The sequence below is a fragment of the Terriglobia bacterium genome (assembly GCA_020072845.1).
Classification (GTDB): domain Bacteria; phylum Acidobacteriota; class Terriglobia; order Terriglobales; family Acidobacteriaceae; genus JAIQGF01.
In genome coordinates this window covers 165,942-184,028 of sequence record JAIQGF010000011.1, presented here as the reverse complement: position 1 = coordinate 184,028, position 18,087 = coordinate 165,942, and the positions used below count along the sequence as shown (strand labels likewise).

Sequence of the window (18,087 nt, the reverse complement as noted above, 5' to 3'; positions counted from 1 at the left end):
ATGATTTCCGATCCAAATTTTCAGTCGTCCCTACGGGACTTGGGGCCGGATGGTGCCAGCAACCCGGCACTGAAGTGCCGGGCTATTGTCATTGCATCCCTCCGGGATGCGTGTGTCGCGTCGTGCACGGAATGCGTGTGTCGCATCATTCAGAAATGCAAACCGTGTCGCAACATTCAGTCGCGTTATGAATGCCGGGTCATGCAACGTCGCATCCGGCGGTACGGGATCGTAGCCGCCGCGTGAAAACGGGTGACAACGGAGCAGGCGCCAGGCGGCAAGCATCGCGCCTTTTGCAGAGCCGTGACGTGCGACGGCTTCGTGGGCGTATTGCGAGCAGGTGGGCACATAGCGGCACGCCGGCAGCAGCAACGGCGAGAGGAGCCGCTGGTAGAGCCGGATTGTCAGCAACAGTGCGCGCTTCATGTCAGGAGTACCGAGTACTTAGTACCGAGTACCGAGACCCACATCTGCCAAAAGCGGGCAGGTGTGGGGCACCAAAACAATTTGAGCCAACGATTTCAAAATCATTTCAGGCGCGCGATTCCCGGCCGGCAATTACTTCGAAAGCGCGCGCGACCTCGTCGTGCAAAACGGAAAACTCCGCCACCAGGGCCGACTTCTTGGGGTTGATGACCACGTCAACCGCCAGCGCCAGCGATGCCAGATGGTGCCGCACCGCCTCGCGCAAGCGGCGCTTGATGCGATTGCGCTGGACGGCGCCGCCGAGCACGCGGCCGACGGTGAAGCCGACGCGCGGCCCAGCGCCGTCATCCTCTTCACGGCGCAGGTAGAACACCGTCATGTGGGCGGCGAAATGGCGGCGGCCCTGCTTGTACACCCGTTGAAAATCCGCGTGGCGCAACAGCTTCGAAGCCTTGGGAAACCGCGGCGCAAGCTTGCGACTCATGCGGCGAAAAGCCTGGGCGGAAGAACACGGGTCAGAGACCCGTGCCACACTTTCATCCCGTGCCCCATCTTCCCGGTCCGGCGGCGCACACCTGCGCACGGCTTCGAACAAAGAAGTTTCGGCGCGTGATGCGGAAGAATGGGACAGGGCTTTCACCGCGACATGAGGCGGCAGGATGCCGCGCTACTCCCGGAATCCGGGCTTCACCGAGACACGCTTGCGACCCTTGGCGCGCCGGCGCGAGAGCACCGCTTGTCCGCTCTTGGTTTTCATCCGGCTACGAAATCCGTGCGTCTTGGAGCGGCGACGCCGGTTGGGCTGGAACGTGCGCTTCGGCATGAAATGATCTACAGCTCCTCAGTCGAGAGAATAATGCTAGGGCCAATCGAGGAGTATATCTGACGCGAGCGGTCACTGGCTAGCAGTGGCGAGTCGCGAGTCGGGGGCGAAATCAAAATTTGATCTCGTCGAAAGTGACTTCTCACAACTCAGGACTCGCAACTCAACTGCACCAGGGCTGCGTCATAACCGATTGAATACTTGACATGTCGTGCCGAGTTGATTCAATTTCGCCCGGTTCTTTTTTCACGCGCGTGAACAATTCAGACACGAAGAATTTTTTCGTGCTAGTATTCGGCGCAGCCAACAAGAGAAGCGAAGTGCCCTGAAAGAGTGCAATTGCGGGCCTTTTCGCGAGGCCCGTCACTCCCGAACCGAGCAGTCAAACGACTCTCAGCGCATCGCCCGCGCCACGGCGGCATTGAGCTACGGGCGGGAGTGACCAAAGAAAAATCCGCGGCCTGTAAAAGGCCCGAGCCAAGGCGTACACCGGATGTCGCCCGCGAAATCCGGTGAGAGATTGGAATGGCCATGTCCGTGACGTCAGCTACCGCCGCCGTGAATCCGTGGATGCGCATCCTGGATGCGCTAGAAAAGAAAATCAACCGGCACTCCTACGATACCTGGCTGAAGCCGACGCGCTTCAGCCATTCCGACGCCCACACGCTGTTCGTACTGGTGCCGAACAAAGAATTCGGAGAAATGGCGGAACGGTACGTCGATCTGATCCTGGAGGCGATCGACGTTTTGGGGCTGGAGTTTCAGGATGTGGAATTTGTGACCGGAGCGACGCAAGCGCCGGCGGCGCCATCGGCGGCAGCCAACACCCCGGTGCGGCACGACGGGGGATTCTCGGCGCAGGCACCGTCGGTGTCCGTTTCGGCTCCGGCGGCGGCCGGCGGCAAAGTGCAGCAGCAGCGCTTCGATTGGGACAGCGCCGCGCAATTGAACCCACGCTACACGTTCGATGGGTTCGTCTGTGGCGCCGGCAACCAGTTCGCGCACGCGGCGGCGCAGGCGGTGGCGGAAAACCCATCAAAGGCCTACAACCCGCTGTTCCTGTACGGCGGCGTGGGCATGGGCAAGACGCACCTGATGCAGGCCATCGGACACGAGGTGAAGAAGCGGCAGCCGCAGATGTCGATCTGTTACTTGTCGAGCGAGCGATTCACCAACGAGATGATCAACTCGCTGCGCTACGACAAGATGACCAGCTTCCGCGACAAGTTCCGCACGGTGGACGTGCTGCTGATCGACGATATCCAGTTCCTGGCGCAAAAGGAGCGGACGCAGGAAGAGTTCTTCCACACCTTCAATGCGCTGCACGAGTCGATGCGGCAGATCGTGATCGCCAGCGACCGTCCGCCGAAAGAGCTGGCGGAGATCGAGGACCGGCTGAGGTCGCGCTTCGAATGGGGGCTGATCGCCGACATCCAGCCGCCCGACCTGGAGACCAAGGTCGCCATCCTGCAGAAGAAATCGGAATCGGAGCGGGTGCAGTTGCCGACCGACGTGGCGCTGTTCATCGCGAGCAACATCCGGTCGAATGTGCGCGAGCTGGAAGGCGCGCTGATCCGGCTGATCGCGCACTCGTCGCTGATCGGGCAGGAGATCACGCTGCCGTACGCGCAGCAGGTACTGAAGAATTTCATCGATTCGCAGCAGCGCAAGGTGACCATCGATTCCATCCAGAAGGCGGTGGCGGAGCAGTTCGGGCTGCGGCTGGCGGAGATCAAGGCGAAGAACAACTCGCGCGCCATCGTGTACCCGCGGCAGATCGCCATGTACCTGGCCAAGCACATGACGGACTCGTCGCTGCCCGAAATCGGGCGGCAGTTCGGCGGCAAGCACCACACCACGGTGCTGCACTCGATCGACAAGATTGAAACCGTGCGCAAGAACGACAAAGACCTGAACCGGATGCTGAACAAGCTGACGGAGACGCTGGGGGGATGAGGAAGCGGGGAGGTTGATTATCGGCACGGCGAGCAGCCGTGCTTTTTTTGTGAGTTACGGCCTCGTGCATCAGTAGAGCCCGATGTAGCGCCCCGCTGGGGCTCGCTGCGTTCGTTTGGGTGCGTTTCCATCGCTGCCGCGGTAGGCTAACGAAAATTGCCGCTCCGCGGCTGTAGCGACCGCCGTGAGAAAAAGTGGGAAAAGGCGGCAGCTGGTAAGAACAAGAGAGCGGCAGTGTCCAGAGATCGTAACGAGGGCTGCGGAAAAAGGAGTGGCGTAGAAAGCCCATGAATTGCGGTTCAGGTCGAATTTTCCACCTCGTGATGCAGTATTCCGCAGGCGAACCTGTGGATGGAATGTGGAGACTGTGCAAGGCGGGGAGTAATTTCAGGGGAGGGTCCGGTTATGCTGTGTCAAGCACAATCAGATACCCTTATGAACAGGGTCGCGAAAACGGCTAAGTGGCGGTTCCAAAGTGAGTTGGACGGATTCTCCACATTTCCGGGCAGAACGGCTTCTACTGCTGTTTTATTGATTTTTCTTTTGATATAAGTAAGTCCATAGAAGTAGGCGTGGAAGCAGTACCCGACAGCGCATCCCAGCCGCGCGGTATCGGGCAGATCGCAAATGGGCTACCCATCACGCGCAACCACAGTGCGCGCCGGGAATCCCGCCGGGAGGTCACGGAAAGTGACGGAGACAACTGCAACGCGCGTTTCGGAGGTCCCTGAAGTCAAAGGGGGCGCCATGGAAATCACGGTCAGCAAATCGGACCTGCTGAAGGAACTGACGGCGACCCAGGGCGTGGTGGAGCGCAAAACTACGATTCCCATCCTGTCAAATTTCCTGTTCGAGGCTGCCGGCGACCGCCTGTCCATCACGGCGACGGACCTGGACCTGAGCTTGCGTACCGGCTGCCCGGCCAAGGTCAAGAAAGAAGGTGCGTGCACGATTCCGGCGCGGCGCCTATTCGATTACGTCAAGCTGCTGGGGGACGGCGAAATCACCATCAAGCTGCTGGAGAACCACTGGGTGAACCTGCGCCTGAGCCGGTCGAACACGAAAATGGTCGGCATGGCGCGGTCGAATTTTCCCAGCCTGCCAGCGTTTCCCACCACGACGGCGTACAAGCTGCCGTCGCCGATACTGCACCGGATGATTGCCAAGACCATCTTCGCGATCTCCAACGAAGAGTCGCGTTACACGCTGAACGGCGCGCTGCTGGTGCTGAAGCCGGAGGCGATGATCATGGTGGCTACCGACGGCCACCGCCTGGCGCACATCGAGAACAGCAAGGCGCGGTTCACGGGAGTGTCGGGCGAGCTGCGGATCCTGGTGCCGAAAAAGGCGATGGGCGAACTGAATTCGCTGCTCAACGATTACGACGGCGAATTCGTGGAGTTCGCCAAGGACGAGTCCACGCTGTTCTTCCGCCTGGGCGACCGGCTGCTGACCTCGCGCCAACTCACCGGGCAATTCCCCAACTACGAAGCGGTGCTGCCGCGTGACAACAACAAGACGGTTTCGGTGGCGACCGATGCGATCTCGGCGGCCATCCAGCGCGTGGCACAGTTTGCCGACGAGCGCAGCGGCGCCATCCGGCTGCGCCTGGACAAGGGCGAGATCAAGGTGTCGTCATCGTCGAGCGACGCCGGCGAGTCAGAAGATTCGATTGAGACCAGCTACCAGGGCGAGGCGCTCACCATCGGGTTCAACAGCCAGTACCTGCTGGATTTCTTCAAGGCTGCCGGGTCGAGCGAAGTGCGATTCGAATTCAAGGACCCGCAGTCGGCGGGACAGTTGCGCCCGGAAGAGCCGGCGGACAGCGACTTCAAGTACCGCTATATCGTGATGCCGATGAGGATCTGAGGAATCGAAGGATTGAAAACTTCCTGAAACCCAAAATGGGGCGAGCCGATCGCCCCATTCATTTTTGTGTGCAGACGGCGCACCCGCGGCAGCAGTATTATTTTGGGCTTCATTTGCGACCGGGGAACAAGGAGTGAGTTATGCGCAATCTTCCCGTTCTGTGTTGCTGCCTGGCGTTGGCGTGCGGAGTGGCGGTCGCACAGGGCCTGTCGCCGAAAGCGGGCGCAGTCTCCGGGGGCCTGTACACCAACCTGTACTTCGGCATGAACTACAAGCTGCCGGCGGATTGGACGGTGTCATTCGTCGCCACGGAGGGCGTGTGCGAACGCGAGTGCGTGCTGCTGGACGCGCGCGCGCCGGAGGAGAAATCGCGGCGGGCCGTGACCGTGACCGCCGAACTGCTGTCGGCGGCCGGCAGCCCGGAGCAGGCCTCCCTGGCGGGCAAGGCGCTGGAGGAGATGGGGGCAAAGAAAGTGGCGCCGGTGAAAGAGATATTCATCGCCGGGCGCAAGGCCTATCGCGCCGACTACAGCTCGAAGTTGGTCGCCGGCGAGGTGTACTACACCATCGTCGTGCTGCCTGCCAAGGATTACGCGCTGGTATTCTCGTTCAGCTCCGAATCGCGAAAACACCTGGACGTGATGGTGAATGAGCTGCCGAAAGCGATCAACTTCGTCGGCCAAAGCTAAGGAGGCGAAACATGAAGGGCTTCAAGCAATTCCTGTTGCGCGGCAACGTGGTGGACCTGGCGGTGGCGGTGGTGATCGGCGCAGCGTTCGGCGCGGTGGTGACGGCGTTCGTCAAAGACCTGCTGACGCCGCTGATCGCCGCCATTGCCGGCAAGCCGGATTTCTCCGCCTTCTACTTCGACGTGAACGGCAGCCGCTTCCTGTACGGCGATTTCGTGAACGCGGCGGTGGCGTTCCTGCTGGTGTCGGCGGCGGTGTACTTTTTTGTCGTGCTGCCGATCAACACGCTGATCCAGCGCTATCGCAAGGCGCCGGCGCCGGCGGATCCGACGACCAAGAAGTGTCCCGAATGCCTGAGCGAGATTCCGATGGCGGCCAGGCGGTGCGCGTTCTGCACGACGGTGGTGGGGAGCGCAGCCGGCTCCTGAGGCCGACAATGGGCATTAGGGCAGCCGACGGTTGCCGCGCCGAATTTGATTCCGAAATTGGGATGTTCCGAATCTAGAACAAAGGCGATTCGCCGGGGCGGAGTTCTCAGCTCCGGATTACCATGACCCCTTATGCTGACCTCATCCGCAGCAAGCGCCCGTGTGTTCCGACTCGCTGGGCGCGCCATGTCTACCGCAGGCGCATTTTTTCTGCTGTCCGTCTGGGTCTTGGGCCAGACCAAGCCGTCTACAACGGCCAGCGCGGGCCCCGACTATTCCCAGGAGCCGTCCATCGCCGAGAGCATCGTGTCTCGCTTCGCCTTTGAAGACGATGGGACGGGAACGCAGGAGTCGACCGTACGCTTGCGGATCCAAACCGGCGCCGGCGTTCAGCAATGGGGACTGCTGTCCTTCGCTTACCTGAAAGCGAACGACACAGTTGAGATCGCCTACGTGCGCGTGCGCAAGCCGGACGGCACGGTGGTGATCACGCCGCCGGAGAATTTCCAGGATATGGAGTCGGACGTCTCGCGCATAGCGCCCATGTACAGCGACCTGCGACAGAAGCACGTTGCCGTCAAAGGCCTCAGCCCGGGGGACGTTCTCGAGTACCGCATGCTGTCGCGCACGCACACGCCGCAGGTGCCGGGGCAGTTCTGGCTGAGCTACAACTTCACAACCGAGGGTATTGTGCTGGACGAACAGTTGGAAGTCAGCGTCCCGCGCACACGCGAAGTGAAGATCAAGAGCGCGGATGCGCAACCGAGCATTCGCGAGGAAGGCGCACGCCGGTTCTACACCTGGAAGACGAACAAGCTGCGGCGTAAGACGGACGAGGAAAAGCGCAAGGAGAGCAAGAAGGACGCACCGCCGCCGTCGGTACAGTTGACGAGTTTCCGCTCCTGGGAAGAACTCGGCAAGTGGTACGGCGGTTTGCAAAGTGATCGAGTCGTGCCGACCGCCGAAGTACGCGCTAAGGCGGCCGAGCTGACGCGTACAGCGGTCACGGAGATGGACAAGGTCCGAGCCATTTACCAGTACGTCTCCACCGAGTTTCGGTACATTGGGATCAATTTCGGCGCCGGTCGATACCAGCCGCATGCCGCGGGCGATGTCCTCTCTAACCAGTATGGCGACTGCAAAGACAAGCACACGCTGCTGGCGTCGCTGCTGCGGGCGGTCGGCATCACCGCCCAGCCGGTGCTGGTGAATTCGTCACGCAAGATTGACGAGGACGTACCCTCGCCGGTGCAGTTCGACCACGTGGTTAGCCGGGTGATCGTGGGCAAGGAAGTGGTCTGGCTGGACACCACGCCGGAAGTAGCACCGTTCGGCCTGCTGCTGTACGGTCTGCGCGACAAGCGTGCTTTGCTGGTCGGCGACAAGCCGGAACTGGTGAGGACTCCGGCGGACACCCCGGTGCGCGACCGCGACGAATTCAGCTTTGAGGGCAAGCTAGGCGACGACGGCGTGCTCAACGGCGCCATCCGCCGCGTGTCGCGCGGGGATGCGGAAGTCATCTTCCGCCTGGCTTTCCGGCGCACGCCCCAGCCGCAATGGAAGGAGTTGCTGCAGGGCATTTCCTACGCCAGCGGGTTCCTGGGGACGGTGGACAACGTGAAGGTCAGCTCGCCGGTTGCCACCGACGAGCCCTTTACCATGACCTACACCTACAACCGCACGGATTATGCCGACTGGGCGAACCATCGCATCCTGGCCGCCTTGCCGGGAATGGGCCTACCCAGCGTGCGCCAGGAAGATGAAAAATCCGTGGACCCGCTGCAACTGGGGCCGCCCAGCGAATTCCACTACACCTCGAAGATGGAGATGCCGCCCAGCTACACGCCCGACGTACGCGCCGACGTCGACCTGAGCAACGACTGGGCCGAGTACCACGCGCATTCCCAGTTAAAGGATGGCGTGCTGCTGGTCGATCGCGTGCTCCAGATCAAGAAAAACGAGGTGCCGCCCGCCAAACGCGACGAGTGGAAAAAGTTCGTCAAGGCGGTGGAGGATGATACCGGGCAGTACATTGTCCTGACGGCGAAGAATGAGAAGCCCGCCGCGAGAGAGAACGCCCCGACAGCTTTCCTGGCCGACCGTGATCCGGAAGCGGTGCGGCTGTTCCAGCAACTGATCATGGCTTTTCAGCGCCAAGACTTCCAGGGCGTGGAAGAATTGGCCCGCAGGATACTCAGCATCGATCCGAAGTTTCCGCGGGCGTGGGCCGCTATTGGCGTCGCCCAATCCGCCATGCACCACACCGACGAAGCCCTGCAAGCATTTCAAAAGGAAGCGGAAGTTAACCCGAGTGACGCGGCCGTTTATCGGCAGATCGCGCAGACGCTCATATGGATGGGCAGACGCAAAGACGCCATCGAAGTCTGGCGCAAGCTGCTGAAAATTGCCCCGGATGATGCCGATGCCGCCGACCGCCTCAGTGGTGCGTTGATGGCAGACAAACAATACGCGGAGGCCATACGCGTCCTGGAACCGGTATTAAAGGAACACCCGCAAAGTGCCGATCTGCTGCAAAATCTTGGGACCGCGTACATGCGCTCGGGCGAGGTGGAGAAAGGCGTCGCTGCGTTGAAGCAGGCGCTGGATCTGCAACCGTCGCCTCTGATGAGGAACAATCTGGCCTACGAATTGGTTGAGCGCAACCTCGACCTTGATTTGGCGGAGCAACTGGCGGTCAAGGCGGTGCAGGAGCAAAGTGAGGTGACAGATCTCACCAGACTCGAACACCTGACCCTGCAGGGTGCTCAACGCACATCCTCGCTCGGCAGCTATTGGGATACTCTGGGCTGGGTTTACTTCCGCCGGGGCGACCTCACCAAAGCCGAAGAGTACCTGCGCGCCGCATGGGACCTGCTGCAAGCGCCCACTGTCGGAGACCACCTTGGCCAACTCTACGAAAAGCAGGGAAAACATGCCGCAGCCGCGAAGATGTACGCCCAGGCATTGAAATCTACTGTCCCGACCGGGTTTGGGGATCCCGCGGGAAAAAGCGACATTCAGGCCCGTCTCCGCCGCGCCGCCGGGAGCGAGGCGGAGGCCGCGCTGGCCATGAAGGAGGCTCCCGAGGCGCTCAGCCGCGCGCGCACCGTCCATCTGCCGAGAATCGAGAAGAGCGGTGGGAGCGCGGAATTCTTTGTGCTGGTCTCCACTGGCGGCAAGATTGAAGAAGTGAAGTTCATCTCCGGCAACGAAGCCTTCCGTGCAGCGGAAGACGCACTCCGCAATGCCTTGGCCGGCAAGATGAATCCGCACGCACCGCTCAACGCGCCGGTGAAGCTGGTGCGCCGCGGAATCGTTGTCTGCGCGACCGCGGGCACAGGTTGTGACATAGCCTTGATGACGCCGGACACAGTGCGGTCCGTGAATTGAGCACTCCATCATGTCGTAGAACGATATAATCGCGTTCCGGCTGCTTCGGGAATCCGGCTTGCGTCCCGCACCACCCAAAGATCGACGTTGTAAGTGACGCTTCCTCAGTGGCTTAGGGCCCTCCCATCACCCCCGAATTCGCCCCGGTTTGTGGTAAAATTGCTAGTGGTCGGGCGGCGACTAAGTGCGATTAAATTCAATAGTTTGACGTGATTTTTGGCGGCCGGGCGTGCAGCGCGCGCAGCACTCGAAGTGCGCCCAGAAAAGCAGATTCCTCGCGGGCTGAAGCCCGCTCGGAATGACAAACGAACACGGCGCAGAGCGGCACGACTGAAGTCGTGCCCTGATACATCGCAATGCTTGATACATCGCAGTGCTTGATGCATCGCAGTGCTTGATGCATCGCACGGCGCAATTCCGGGAGATCAATGGCGAGCAAAGAGAACGTGAGCGTGGCGGCGGCAGCCGAGGCGAAAGCAGAAACGAAAAACGGAAAAGTGAACGCTAGCGTCACCAGCAACGGTAAGGCCACCAACGGTCAGGCGAAGCGGGTAACAGCGACGATGAGCGCCAACACAGAATCATTGCCGAGTGTCTCTTCGTCCAGCGACTACACCGCCGACTCCATCAAGGTGTTGGGCGGCATGGAAGCGGTGCGCAAGCGCCCAGCCATGTACATCGGATCAACGGGCGAGCTGGGCCTGCATCACCTGGTGTACGAAGTGGTGGACAACTCGGTGGACGAAGCGCTGGCCGGCTACGCCGACAAAGTTGACGTCACCATCCACATCGATAATTCCGTCACCGTGGTTGATAACGGCCGCGGCATTCCTGTCGGCGACATGGATATTGACGGCGAAAAAATTTCTGCGGCGCAAGTGGTCATGACGACGCTGCACGCGGGGGGCAAGTTCGATTCCTCGACGTACAAGGTTTCCGGGGGATTGCACGGCGTGGGCGTGAGCTGCGTGAATGCGCTCAGCGAAGAGCTCGATCTGGAAATCTGGCGCCCGGATGAAGGTACCTTCGAGCAGAGCTATTCCCGCGGCGAGCCGACAACCAAGCTGAAGAAAACCGGCAGCGCGGGAAAGAAGCGCGGCACCAAGGTCCGTTTCACGCCGGACAAGGGAATCTTCACCGTTACCGAGTACAACTTCGACACGCTGGCGCAGCGGCTGCGCGAGCTGGCGTTCCTGAACAAGGGCCTGGTGATCACGCTCACCGACGAGCGCACCACGGATGCCAAGAGCGGCGAAAACAAGCGGCTGGAATTCAAGTACACCGGCGGCATCGCGGAATTCGTCAAGCACCTGAACAAAGGCAAAGCGGTGCTGCACGAGCGGCCCATCTACATGGAAGCGGAGCGCGACGCCGTCGCCATGGAGATCGCGCTGCAGTACAACGACGGCTACTCGGAAAACGTGTTCAGCTTCGCCAACAACATCAACACCGTGGACGGCGGCTCGCACCTCTCGGGCTTCCGCACGTCGCTGACGCGCACCATCAACTACGCCGGGCAGCAACTGGGGCTGTTCAAGGACGTCAAGGAAAACCTGACGGGCGACGACGTGCGCGAAGGGCTGGTGGCGGTGATCAGCGTCAAGCTGTCGCAGCCGCAGTTTGAAGGGCAGACCAAGGGCAAACTGAATTCCGATATCGCCGGCACCGTGCAGGCATTCGTCAACGAACGCCTGGGCGCGTTCTTCGAGCAGAACCCGCCGGTGGCACGCAAGATCATCAACAAGGCGATCGAGGCGGCGCGCGCGCGCGAGGCTGCCCGCAAGGCGCGCGATCTGACCCGCCGCAAGGGAGCGCTGGACGGCGGCGGGCTGCCGGGCAAGCTGGCCGACTGCTCCGAGCGCATGCCGGAACGCTGCGAACTGTTCCTGGTGGAGGGCGAAAGCGCCGGCGGCACGGCCAAGCAGGGACGAGACCGGCGTTTCCAGGCGATCCTGCCGCTGAAGGGCAAGATCCTCAACGTGGAAAAAGCGCGCTACGACAAGATGCTGGGGCACGAGGAAATCCGCGCCATGATCACGGCGCTGGGCACCAGCATCGGCAAGGACGACTTCGATCCCGCGAAGCTGCGCTACGGCAAGATCATCCTGATGACCGACGCCGACGTGGACGGCTCGCACATCCGCACCCTGCTGCTCACGTTCTTCTTCCGCCACATGAACGAGCTGATCAAGCGCGGCAACGTGTTCATCGCGCAGCCGCCGCTGTACGGGATCAAGAAAGGGAAGGCGACGCAGTACATCAAGGACGACCGCGAGTTCGTGCGGGTGATGGTGAAGCGCGCCTCGGAAGGGATCGTGGTGCGTTACGGGGAAGGCGCGGCGCGGCTGGAAGGGGCGCCGCTGACGCGGTTCATCACCACGCTGAACGAATACATCGGCTTCCTCGACAAAGTCAGCCGGCGGCTGCGCAGCGAGAAAGTGGCGGAAGTAGTGGCGCGGCTCGATCTGGCCAAGCGCGCCGACTTTGAAGGCGCCAAGGACGCGCCGCCGAAGAAGATCAAGGACCTGGAACGCGAGCTGAAGAAGATCGCGAAAGAAGAAGAGTTCAAGAGCGTGGAGTCGAAGTTCGACGACGAGCACAACCTGTGGGAAGGGCACTTCGTCAACGCGCAGGGCGCCGAACATGTGATCGGGTGGGAGCTGGCGGCTACGCCCGAGTACCGCCAGATGATGGCCAAGTACAAGCAGATCGAAGGCTACATGGAGCCGCCGTTCGTGATCGAGTTCAAGACGCGCGAAACGGCCGCGAACGGCAACAAGGAAGAAGACCTCAGCGACACCGAAAAAGCCGAGCTGGAAAAAGCGGAGAAGAAGGCGCCCAAGGCCGCGGCCCGCCGCAAGGGTCCGGAGCTGGAGCCGGTGGAGAAGCAGACCGTCCGGGAGTTGTTCGATTACGTGCTCAACGAGGGCAAGAAAGATTTCACGGTGCAGCGCTACAAAGGCCTGGGCGAAATGAGCGCCGAGCAGTTGTGGCAGACCACCATGGACCCGGAACGGCGCACGCTGCTGGCGGTGAAAGCGGAAGATATCGAGGCGTGCGAGGCGATCTTCACCACGCTGATGGGCGAAGACGTGGAGGCGCGGCGGAAGTTCATCGAAGAGAATGCGCTGGATGTGAAGAATTTGGATATTTAGTCTTCGGTCGTCAGTCTTCAGTCGTCAGGGGCGGGAGCGTTCCCGCCCTGAATTTTTTTGCAGGGAAAAAGTGCTGAGGTTTAAGGGGTTCGGAGGCTGGTCACCGGCTGGGGTGAGTTTGCGCACAGACGAAATCTTTAGAGCGACTATCTTTCTTGGATGTGGAGCCTTAAAGGACAAATCAAGCTTATTGAACTGGAGTGGAAAAATGAGTGGATTCAAGCAGTTCCTGCTTAGAGGAAATGTGGTCTCAATTGTCCTAATCGTGTGTTTTTGCTTTGAGGTTCTGTGGGCAGGCGTGGACAGCCAAAAGACGATGTACGTCGGGGGCACTGTCAGCTCAATCAAGGAGCAAACAGAAGGAGTTTCATCCACCAGCGACGAGAAGGTTTTCCTGTTTGACTACGGCACGGGCAAGCTCCAGATTCCTTACGATCGAATCGAGAGCCTCGAGTATGGGCAGAAGGTTGGCAGACGTGGCGGGGTTGTCAGCCGATGGGTTATCACGAAGAAGCGCAAGCATTTCCTGACGATCGGTTACAAAGACGAAAACGGCCAGCAGCAGGCGGCGGTGCTGGAGCTCGGTAAGGACATTGTTCGCGTAACGCTCGCTGCCATGGAAGCGCGCAGCGGCCGCAAGATTGAGTACCAGGACGACGAAGCGCGGAAGAGTGGCAGCGGAAATTAGCAGCGCGTAGACTCGGCTGTGGACAGAATCCCCGGTTGATCGATATGGGCAATTCCGGTTCAAGAAGCGCGTGGACGAATCCTTGGCCAAGCTGAAGGACTCGAAGCCTTCCCAGCCCGCTAAACCGGAGGCTCCAGCCAAGTGATTTCGGCAGGACCCCGCACGTGGCGCCCCTGGCCCGCCGCAAGGGTCCGGAGCTGGAGCCGGTGGAGAAGCAGACCGTCCGCGAGCTGTTCGATTACGTGCTCAACGAGGGCAAGAAGGATTTCACGGTACAGCGCTACAAAGGCCTGGGCGAAATGAGCGCGGAGCAGTTGTGGCAGACCACCATGGACCCGGAGCGGCGCACGCTGCTGGCGGTGAAGGCGGAAGATATCGAGGCGTGCGAGGCGATCTTTACCACGCTGATGGGCGAAGACGTGGAGGCGCGGCGGAAGTTCATCGAAGAGAATGCGCTGGATGTGAAGAACCTGGATATCTGAAGCCGATTATCTGCCGCGGAAGAAGAACGCTATAAAGGCCACAATTACGGCGAGCACTGATACGAGAAACGCGCCGAATGTCCAAACTGTTACGGCCTTCTGAAACTGACTGGTTGCAATTATCGCAACCGCAGCAAACATAATCGCGACCGCCGTGTAGATGATGGTCGAGGTTTGTGCCGCTCTGTCCTCAACCCGGCGAATACTCGCAGATGTGTTAGTTTGCAGTTCGGTAATCGCAGCTTGAAATTTTCCAACATCTGTCTGGAACGCCTTGATTTGAGCATCGACCTGAGTCACCAGGGCACTCTGCAGCGCTGGGTAGTCCTCGAAGAGGATCAACTCAGTCTTCGCCTTGTATGCGAGTGAGTTCCCCTCGTGAAATTCAGTTGTTTTGACGAAGTCAATCACCGCAATGGTGTCCCGGTACCGCAGTCTCACCAACTGATCGGAAAGGTTATAAATTGGGCAAAACAGGTGGCCGACGTATCCGGGGTCGACCTGAGGGCCTCCGACCCACAGTAAGCCTTCGTACGCACGGGGAACTTGGATGTTCCATCTACCGATCAGGAACCGGGGCATGTTAATTGTTTCGAGTGTTTTGATGATTGCAACTTCAAAGGGCGGAATATCCAATTCTTCATTGCCGTCTTTGTCTGGCAGCTTCTTGCGGTCTCCACCTATGGCGTATTGGTCGCCAACACTTAGCTTGTAGTATGCGGGCTTGAGGTTAGTCTTGTTAAAGGGACTGATGAGATCGAATTGCTTGCAGTAGCTTTCGATACCATCGCTCAGAACGACACCGGTGCCCGGAAAATCGTCGGTGGTGGGCCGCCGTTCCCTCAATCTTTCCAGCCGCTGTCGTTCGGCCTCGCGCTTTTCGTCTAGAGTCATACCAGTGCGGGACAGGCTGTAACCTGCCGGAATGGCAACAGAGCAGACGTCGCCTCAATCACGTTCGTGAGAGTCGGCCCCACCCCCAGAAAATAGTCCGATGCCTTGAATTCGCTGAGCCGCGAAACAAAACGCAACGACTGCTCCGAGAGGTTGGCGACATCGCGTTTACCAAGATCCTCATAATCGAAGTAGTCCAGTCCGTTGACTGCTATGTGAGTCGGACGGTTCACAGACACAGCTCGTTTCGCTAAGTCCCAATCGAACCTAGCAACACGGCGGGTCTTGCGAGTCACACTCGTTATCTCGTGGATGGGGTGCGGGTATCCACTCTCAGCCTGCAGAGTTTCCCAGTCGATCTCCTCTTTCAGTGATCCTGCTTGTTCGCCAGCCACACGGATTGGAAATGTCCGCAGTACGAGCACGATTTGAGTAGCCAAACGCGGGCTTAAGCCAACTTCGCTAAGACATCCTGCAGCGGTTGTATCCCTCGAAGTGGCCTTGGGGTACTCCGCGGTGTGGTACAGAGACAGGCCAAACCCTTGCGTCCCCTCTACGAGAACTTTGCGGCCCTCATCGACAGCTTGGTTTGCTTTGAGGGAAACGTCGTCCAAGAAGGCGGTCAACCACGGACTGGCCTTGGCAGCATGCGAAGCAAGACGGACATCGCTCCCTCGGAGAGCGCGTCGCGCCACAGCCGACCCGACTCCGCACAGGGTCGAACTCAGCCGCTCGCGCAAGCCTAACTGGGCCTCACGTTCCCGATCAGACGGCTCGATGACCATTGCATTGCGATCAATTCGGACGCGCCGCTCGTCCAAGCCCAGAGACTCGATCTCGTGCCGCAGCACATCAAGGTCGATCAGCGCCCCGGCGGGAATCATCAGCATTGTTCGAGGATTGACGAAACCTGTCGGGAGCTGGCGAACAAGCATGGTGCGCCCGTCCTCCGCGACGAACGAATGCCCAGAATTCGGTCCGCCGCAGCGGATGCAGATGTCGATGTCTTCGCGCAGGGTGATAAAGGCAGAAATCTTGCCTTTCCCCTCCGACCCGTACTGTCCGCCGACAACAACCCAGAGGCTCACGGCTGGTCTCCTGACCGGATGCGCTCTAACACGCCGTTAACTGCAACGAAAAGATCACCCAGGCTTCCGGTGTTAGGAATAATGGCGAACGCCTTTGGCCGAAGCTCGTCAATGTGCTGCTCAACCGGATGCGCGTCGGCCGCATCGAAGTCCTGGCGTGTCTTGTAGCGACCACTGGCGTGCAAACGCTCCCATCGGACTTGGGCGGGGCAGTCTACAAAAATCAGGAAGAAAGAGGAAGCAAAAGTGTTCCTCAGGCTTTCATAATCGACCGGGTGACGGAGGCCGTCCACAGCGCAGTCTTTTCCCGGTTGTATTCTGGCGATCAGCTCACGATTGAGGCCCGGTTGTAAGCTTCCCGCCATAACCGCCCAACCCACAGCTTGCAACTCCGCCTTGCTGTTCGCCTCTGCGCCCCGCCACTCGGACAACACTTGGCTGTATCGCAGGTACTGAAACCCGCGCTCACTGGCCAAATACTTTCCCACCGAGGTCTTTCCGGCCCCGATCCTGCCTGTTATGCCGAGAACGACACGGCGGTGTTGCGGTTCTGCCATCGGGGCATTGTAGATTAAGCATGGCTCCTGTCCACCGAATCGAGGCCGGTGGCGGAGAGAATTTCCGCGAGCTTCGCGTAATTGATCTTCGGCGACCGCGGCACGATCAGGTAGTCCTCCGAAGGTGTGCCGAGGGCTATGTACTCATCAGCCAGGTAAAACAGGCCGACCAATGCGGAGGTAATCGCGTCGACCTCGTCGTGGGTGACGCGCTCAGTCAGGAAGCTCCCATTGATGCCAGCGCGGTGAAGTCCCCATTTGAGCTCTTCCAGACTGGCTCCCTTGCGCGGAATGCCCAAGAGGTCCTGTGCGGCACCCGGATAGCTCTCAATGACGGTTAGGCCCAGTCCTCGCAATGTCTGCGCCAGCCTCATGCCTCGCATTGTGAGCCCCTGCATCGTAGGCAGGAGGCACCAAAAGACAGAGATGCCCATGCGCTTAAGAGCGAGCTCGCATTTCCGGTAGATCAGGCCCGAAATGTTTTCCAAGCTCTTTACCTGTTCGGGTAGAGACAATGGCGAATCGATTGACACGATATCCGGGCGTGCTGCCACTGTTTCCCTGATGAGCTCTTCATCGGTCCGCAGAGCCATTGTAGAGGCTTCTGCGCCATCCATTAGTGCCCAGCCTGTCGCTCTGCGTTCGCTGCCTGTGAGGTCAATACCCACTACGCGCTGAGGGCCGCATTTGGCGAGGAGCGAGGCCACAACGCCGCTCGACTTCGATGTGCACCTTGCACGCCTCACCACCGAGCGCGACGCACGCGGCATTTCCGTAACGCCGGAAAAAATCGGCGCTATGGAGCTGCGCAGAAACGTAGCCGTCCGCTTGCTTAGGCGGTCGTAGGCAATCTCCATAATCGCCTTCAGGTGAACCACGTCTTCGGTGTTGTATTGGACGAGTTGCTGGAGGGCCGAACGTTCGCCCCGAAGGTACTTCGACCAGAGAACCGTTGCTTCGTAGCCGCCCAAATCCTTCACCTCGTCTGGGCGCGTGATGCCGAGCTTCGTCTCAATCTCCTTAAGGCCACCGCGCAGCCCGAGCTTCCGGGTTAACCAGCGAAGGTCGATGTGAATTGGCGGAATGCGGAGGCCAGGAAAGGCGAGCTTGAGAAAACGAAGGTCGAATCCGGAACCGTTGAACGTGACCACAACGGAGTAACGCTCTAACTCTGCCGCAAAGTCCTGCAGATTTTCGCCTTCGATGAAAACTTTGTATTTCCGGCCGTCATATAGGCCGACCATGGTGACGCTGTCGAAGACCGTGGACAAGCCCGTCGTCTCGATGTCGAGGTAGACGCATTCGTCAGCGAATTCCGGGAATACGCGCCATGCCTCGCCCAGCGTGCAGAGGCGCTCGAAGAAAGCGGCGTCGCGAGTTCTAATTGCCTCGCGCGATCGGGGAATGTATTCGTCGAGGACGTGCTGCAGGCGGGCGCCCACGGCTCCGAAGCGCTTTTCGAAGCGGTCGGCATCGTCCCATGACTGGATGCCGTGTTCCCACAGATCCTGTTCGGTCAGCTTGCCTATGCCGGGGATGTGAATGAACGTTTGCTGCAGCATAGGCGTACCTCAATCAATCTTAATATATTCTATTCAAATAGATAGATTATTCAAATAGAATTTTTCGAAAATTCGAATAG

16 protein-coding genes are annotated in these 18,087 nt (G+C 59.8%); 8 read left to right on the top strand and 8 right to left on the bottom strand.

Annotation, left to right across the window (positions count from 1 at the left end; translation table 11 throughout):
- Positions 1-30: 30 nt before the first annotated feature.
- The 3 genes from yidD to rpmH form a co-directional block, all read right to left on the bottom strand.
- On the bottom strand, positions 31-426 hold the full coding sequence (gene yidD, locus LAN70_12325) for a membrane protein insertion efficiency factor YidD (protein MBZ5511941.1): 396 nt from the start codon (positions 424-426) through the stop codon (positions 31-33).
- Between the two features lie 106 nt (positions 427-532).
- Positions 533-910, bottom strand: coding sequence for a ribonuclease P protein component (gene rnpA, locus LAN70_12320; protein MBZ5511940.1), 378 nt, complete (start codon positions 908-910; stop codon positions 533-535).
- 183 nt (positions 911-1,093) lie between these two features.
- Positions 1,094-1,249 (bottom strand): 50S ribosomal protein L34, encoded by a 156-nt coding sequence (rpmH, locus tag LAN70_12315; GenBank protein ID MBZ5511939.1) that lies wholly within the window; start codon positions 1,247-1,249, stop codon positions 1,094-1,096.
- Between the two features lie 531 nt (positions 1,250-1,780).
- Between rpmH and dnaA the strand changes: the two genes are divergently transcribed.
- The 5 genes from dnaA to LAN70_12290 all read left to right on the top strand — a co-directional run bounded on the left by dnaA (position 1,781) and on the right by LAN70_12290 (position 9,581).
- A complete protein-coding gene (gene dnaA, locus LAN70_12310) occupies positions 1,781-3,205 on the top strand; it encodes a chromosomal replication initiator protein DnaA (protein MBZ5511938.1) in 1,425 nt (474 codons plus the stop codon).
- Positions 3,206-3,952: 747 nt separating this feature from the next.
- Positions 3,953-5,074: a DNA polymerase III subunit beta gene (dnaN, locus tag LAN70_12305; protein MBZ5511937.1), complete on the top strand. Its 1,122-nt coding sequence runs from the start codon at positions 3,953-3,955 to the stop codon at positions 5,072-5,074.
- 140 nt (positions 5,075-5,214) lie between these two features.
- Positions 5,215-5,763, top strand: a complete 549-nt coding sequence (locus tag LAN70_12300) for a hypothetical protein (GenBank protein ID MBZ5511936.1) — start codon at positions 5,215-5,217, stop codon at positions 5,761-5,763.
- Between the two features lie 11 nt (positions 5,764-5,774).
- Positions 5,775-6,191: a large conductance mechanosensitive channel protein MscL gene (gene mscL, locus LAN70_12295; protein ID MBZ5511935.1), complete on the top strand. Its 417-nt coding sequence runs from the start codon at positions 5,775-5,777 to the stop codon at positions 6,189-6,191.
- A gap of 186 nt (positions 6,192-6,377) precedes the next feature.
- Entirely contained in the window at positions 6,378-9,581 is a 3,204-nt protein-coding gene (locus tag LAN70_12290; protein ID MBZ5511934.1) for a DUF3857 domain-containing protein, read from the top strand.
- Between the two features lie 196 nt (positions 9,582-9,777).
- On the opposite strand, the gene LAN70_12285 is transcribed toward LAN70_12290, so the two are convergent.
- Entirely contained in the window at positions 9,778-10,101 is a 324-nt protein-coding gene (locus LAN70_12285) for a hypothetical protein (protein ID MBZ5511933.1), read from the bottom strand.
- Positions 10,102-10,144: 43 nt separating this feature from the next.
- Here LAN70_12285 and gyrB point away from each other — a divergent pair, with 43 nt between their 5' ends.
- The 3 genes from gyrB to LAN70_12270 all read left to right on the top strand — a co-directional run bounded on the left by gyrB (position 10,145) and on the right by LAN70_12270 (position 13,906).
- Positions 10,145-12,736 (top strand): DNA topoisomerase (ATP-hydrolyzing) subunit B, encoded by a 2,592-nt coding sequence (gyrB, locus tag LAN70_12280; GenBank protein ID MBZ5511932.1) that lies wholly within the window; start codon positions 10,145-10,147, stop codon positions 12,734-12,736.
- Between the two features lie 118 nt (positions 12,737-12,854).
- Entirely contained in the window at positions 12,855-13,424 is a 570-nt protein-coding gene (locus tag LAN70_12275; GenBank protein ID MBZ5511931.1) for a hypothetical protein, read from the top strand.
- A gap of 164 nt (positions 13,425-13,588) precedes the next feature.
- Entirely contained in the window at positions 13,589-13,906 is a 318-nt protein-coding gene (locus LAN70_12270; protein MBZ5511930.1) for a hypothetical protein, read from the top strand.
- Between the two features lie 6 nt (positions 13,907-13,912).
- On the opposite strand, the gene LAN70_12265 is transcribed toward LAN70_12270, so the two are convergent.
- From LAN70_12265 to LAN70_12250, 4 genes are read right to left on the bottom strand one after another with little or no spacing between them, the layout of a single operon-like run.
- Positions 13,913-14,800: a hypothetical protein gene (locus tag LAN70_12265; GenBank protein MBZ5511929.1), complete on the bottom strand. Its 888-nt coding sequence runs from the start codon at positions 14,798-14,800 to the stop codon at positions 13,913-13,915.
- Entirely contained in the window at positions 14,797-15,888 is a 1,092-nt protein-coding gene (locus tag LAN70_12260; protein MBZ5511928.1) for an adenylosuccinate synthetase, read from the bottom strand. Before LAN70_12260 ends, LAN70_12265 begins: the two co-directional genes overlap by 4 nt.
- Complete coding sequence (locus LAN70_12255; protein ID MBZ5511927.1) at positions 15,885-16,445, bottom strand: AAA family ATPase; 561 nt, start codon at positions 16,443-16,445, stop codon at positions 15,885-15,887. The genes LAN70_12260 and LAN70_12255 overlap by 4 nt, the downstream gene beginning before the upstream one ends.
- A gap of 14 nt (positions 16,446-16,459) precedes the next feature.
- A complete protein-coding gene (locus LAN70_12250) occupies positions 16,460-18,007 on the bottom strand; it encodes a DUF429 domain-containing protein (GenBank protein MBZ5511926.1) in 1,548 nt (515 codons plus the stop codon).
- Positions 18,008-18,087 lie beyond the last annotated feature (80 nt).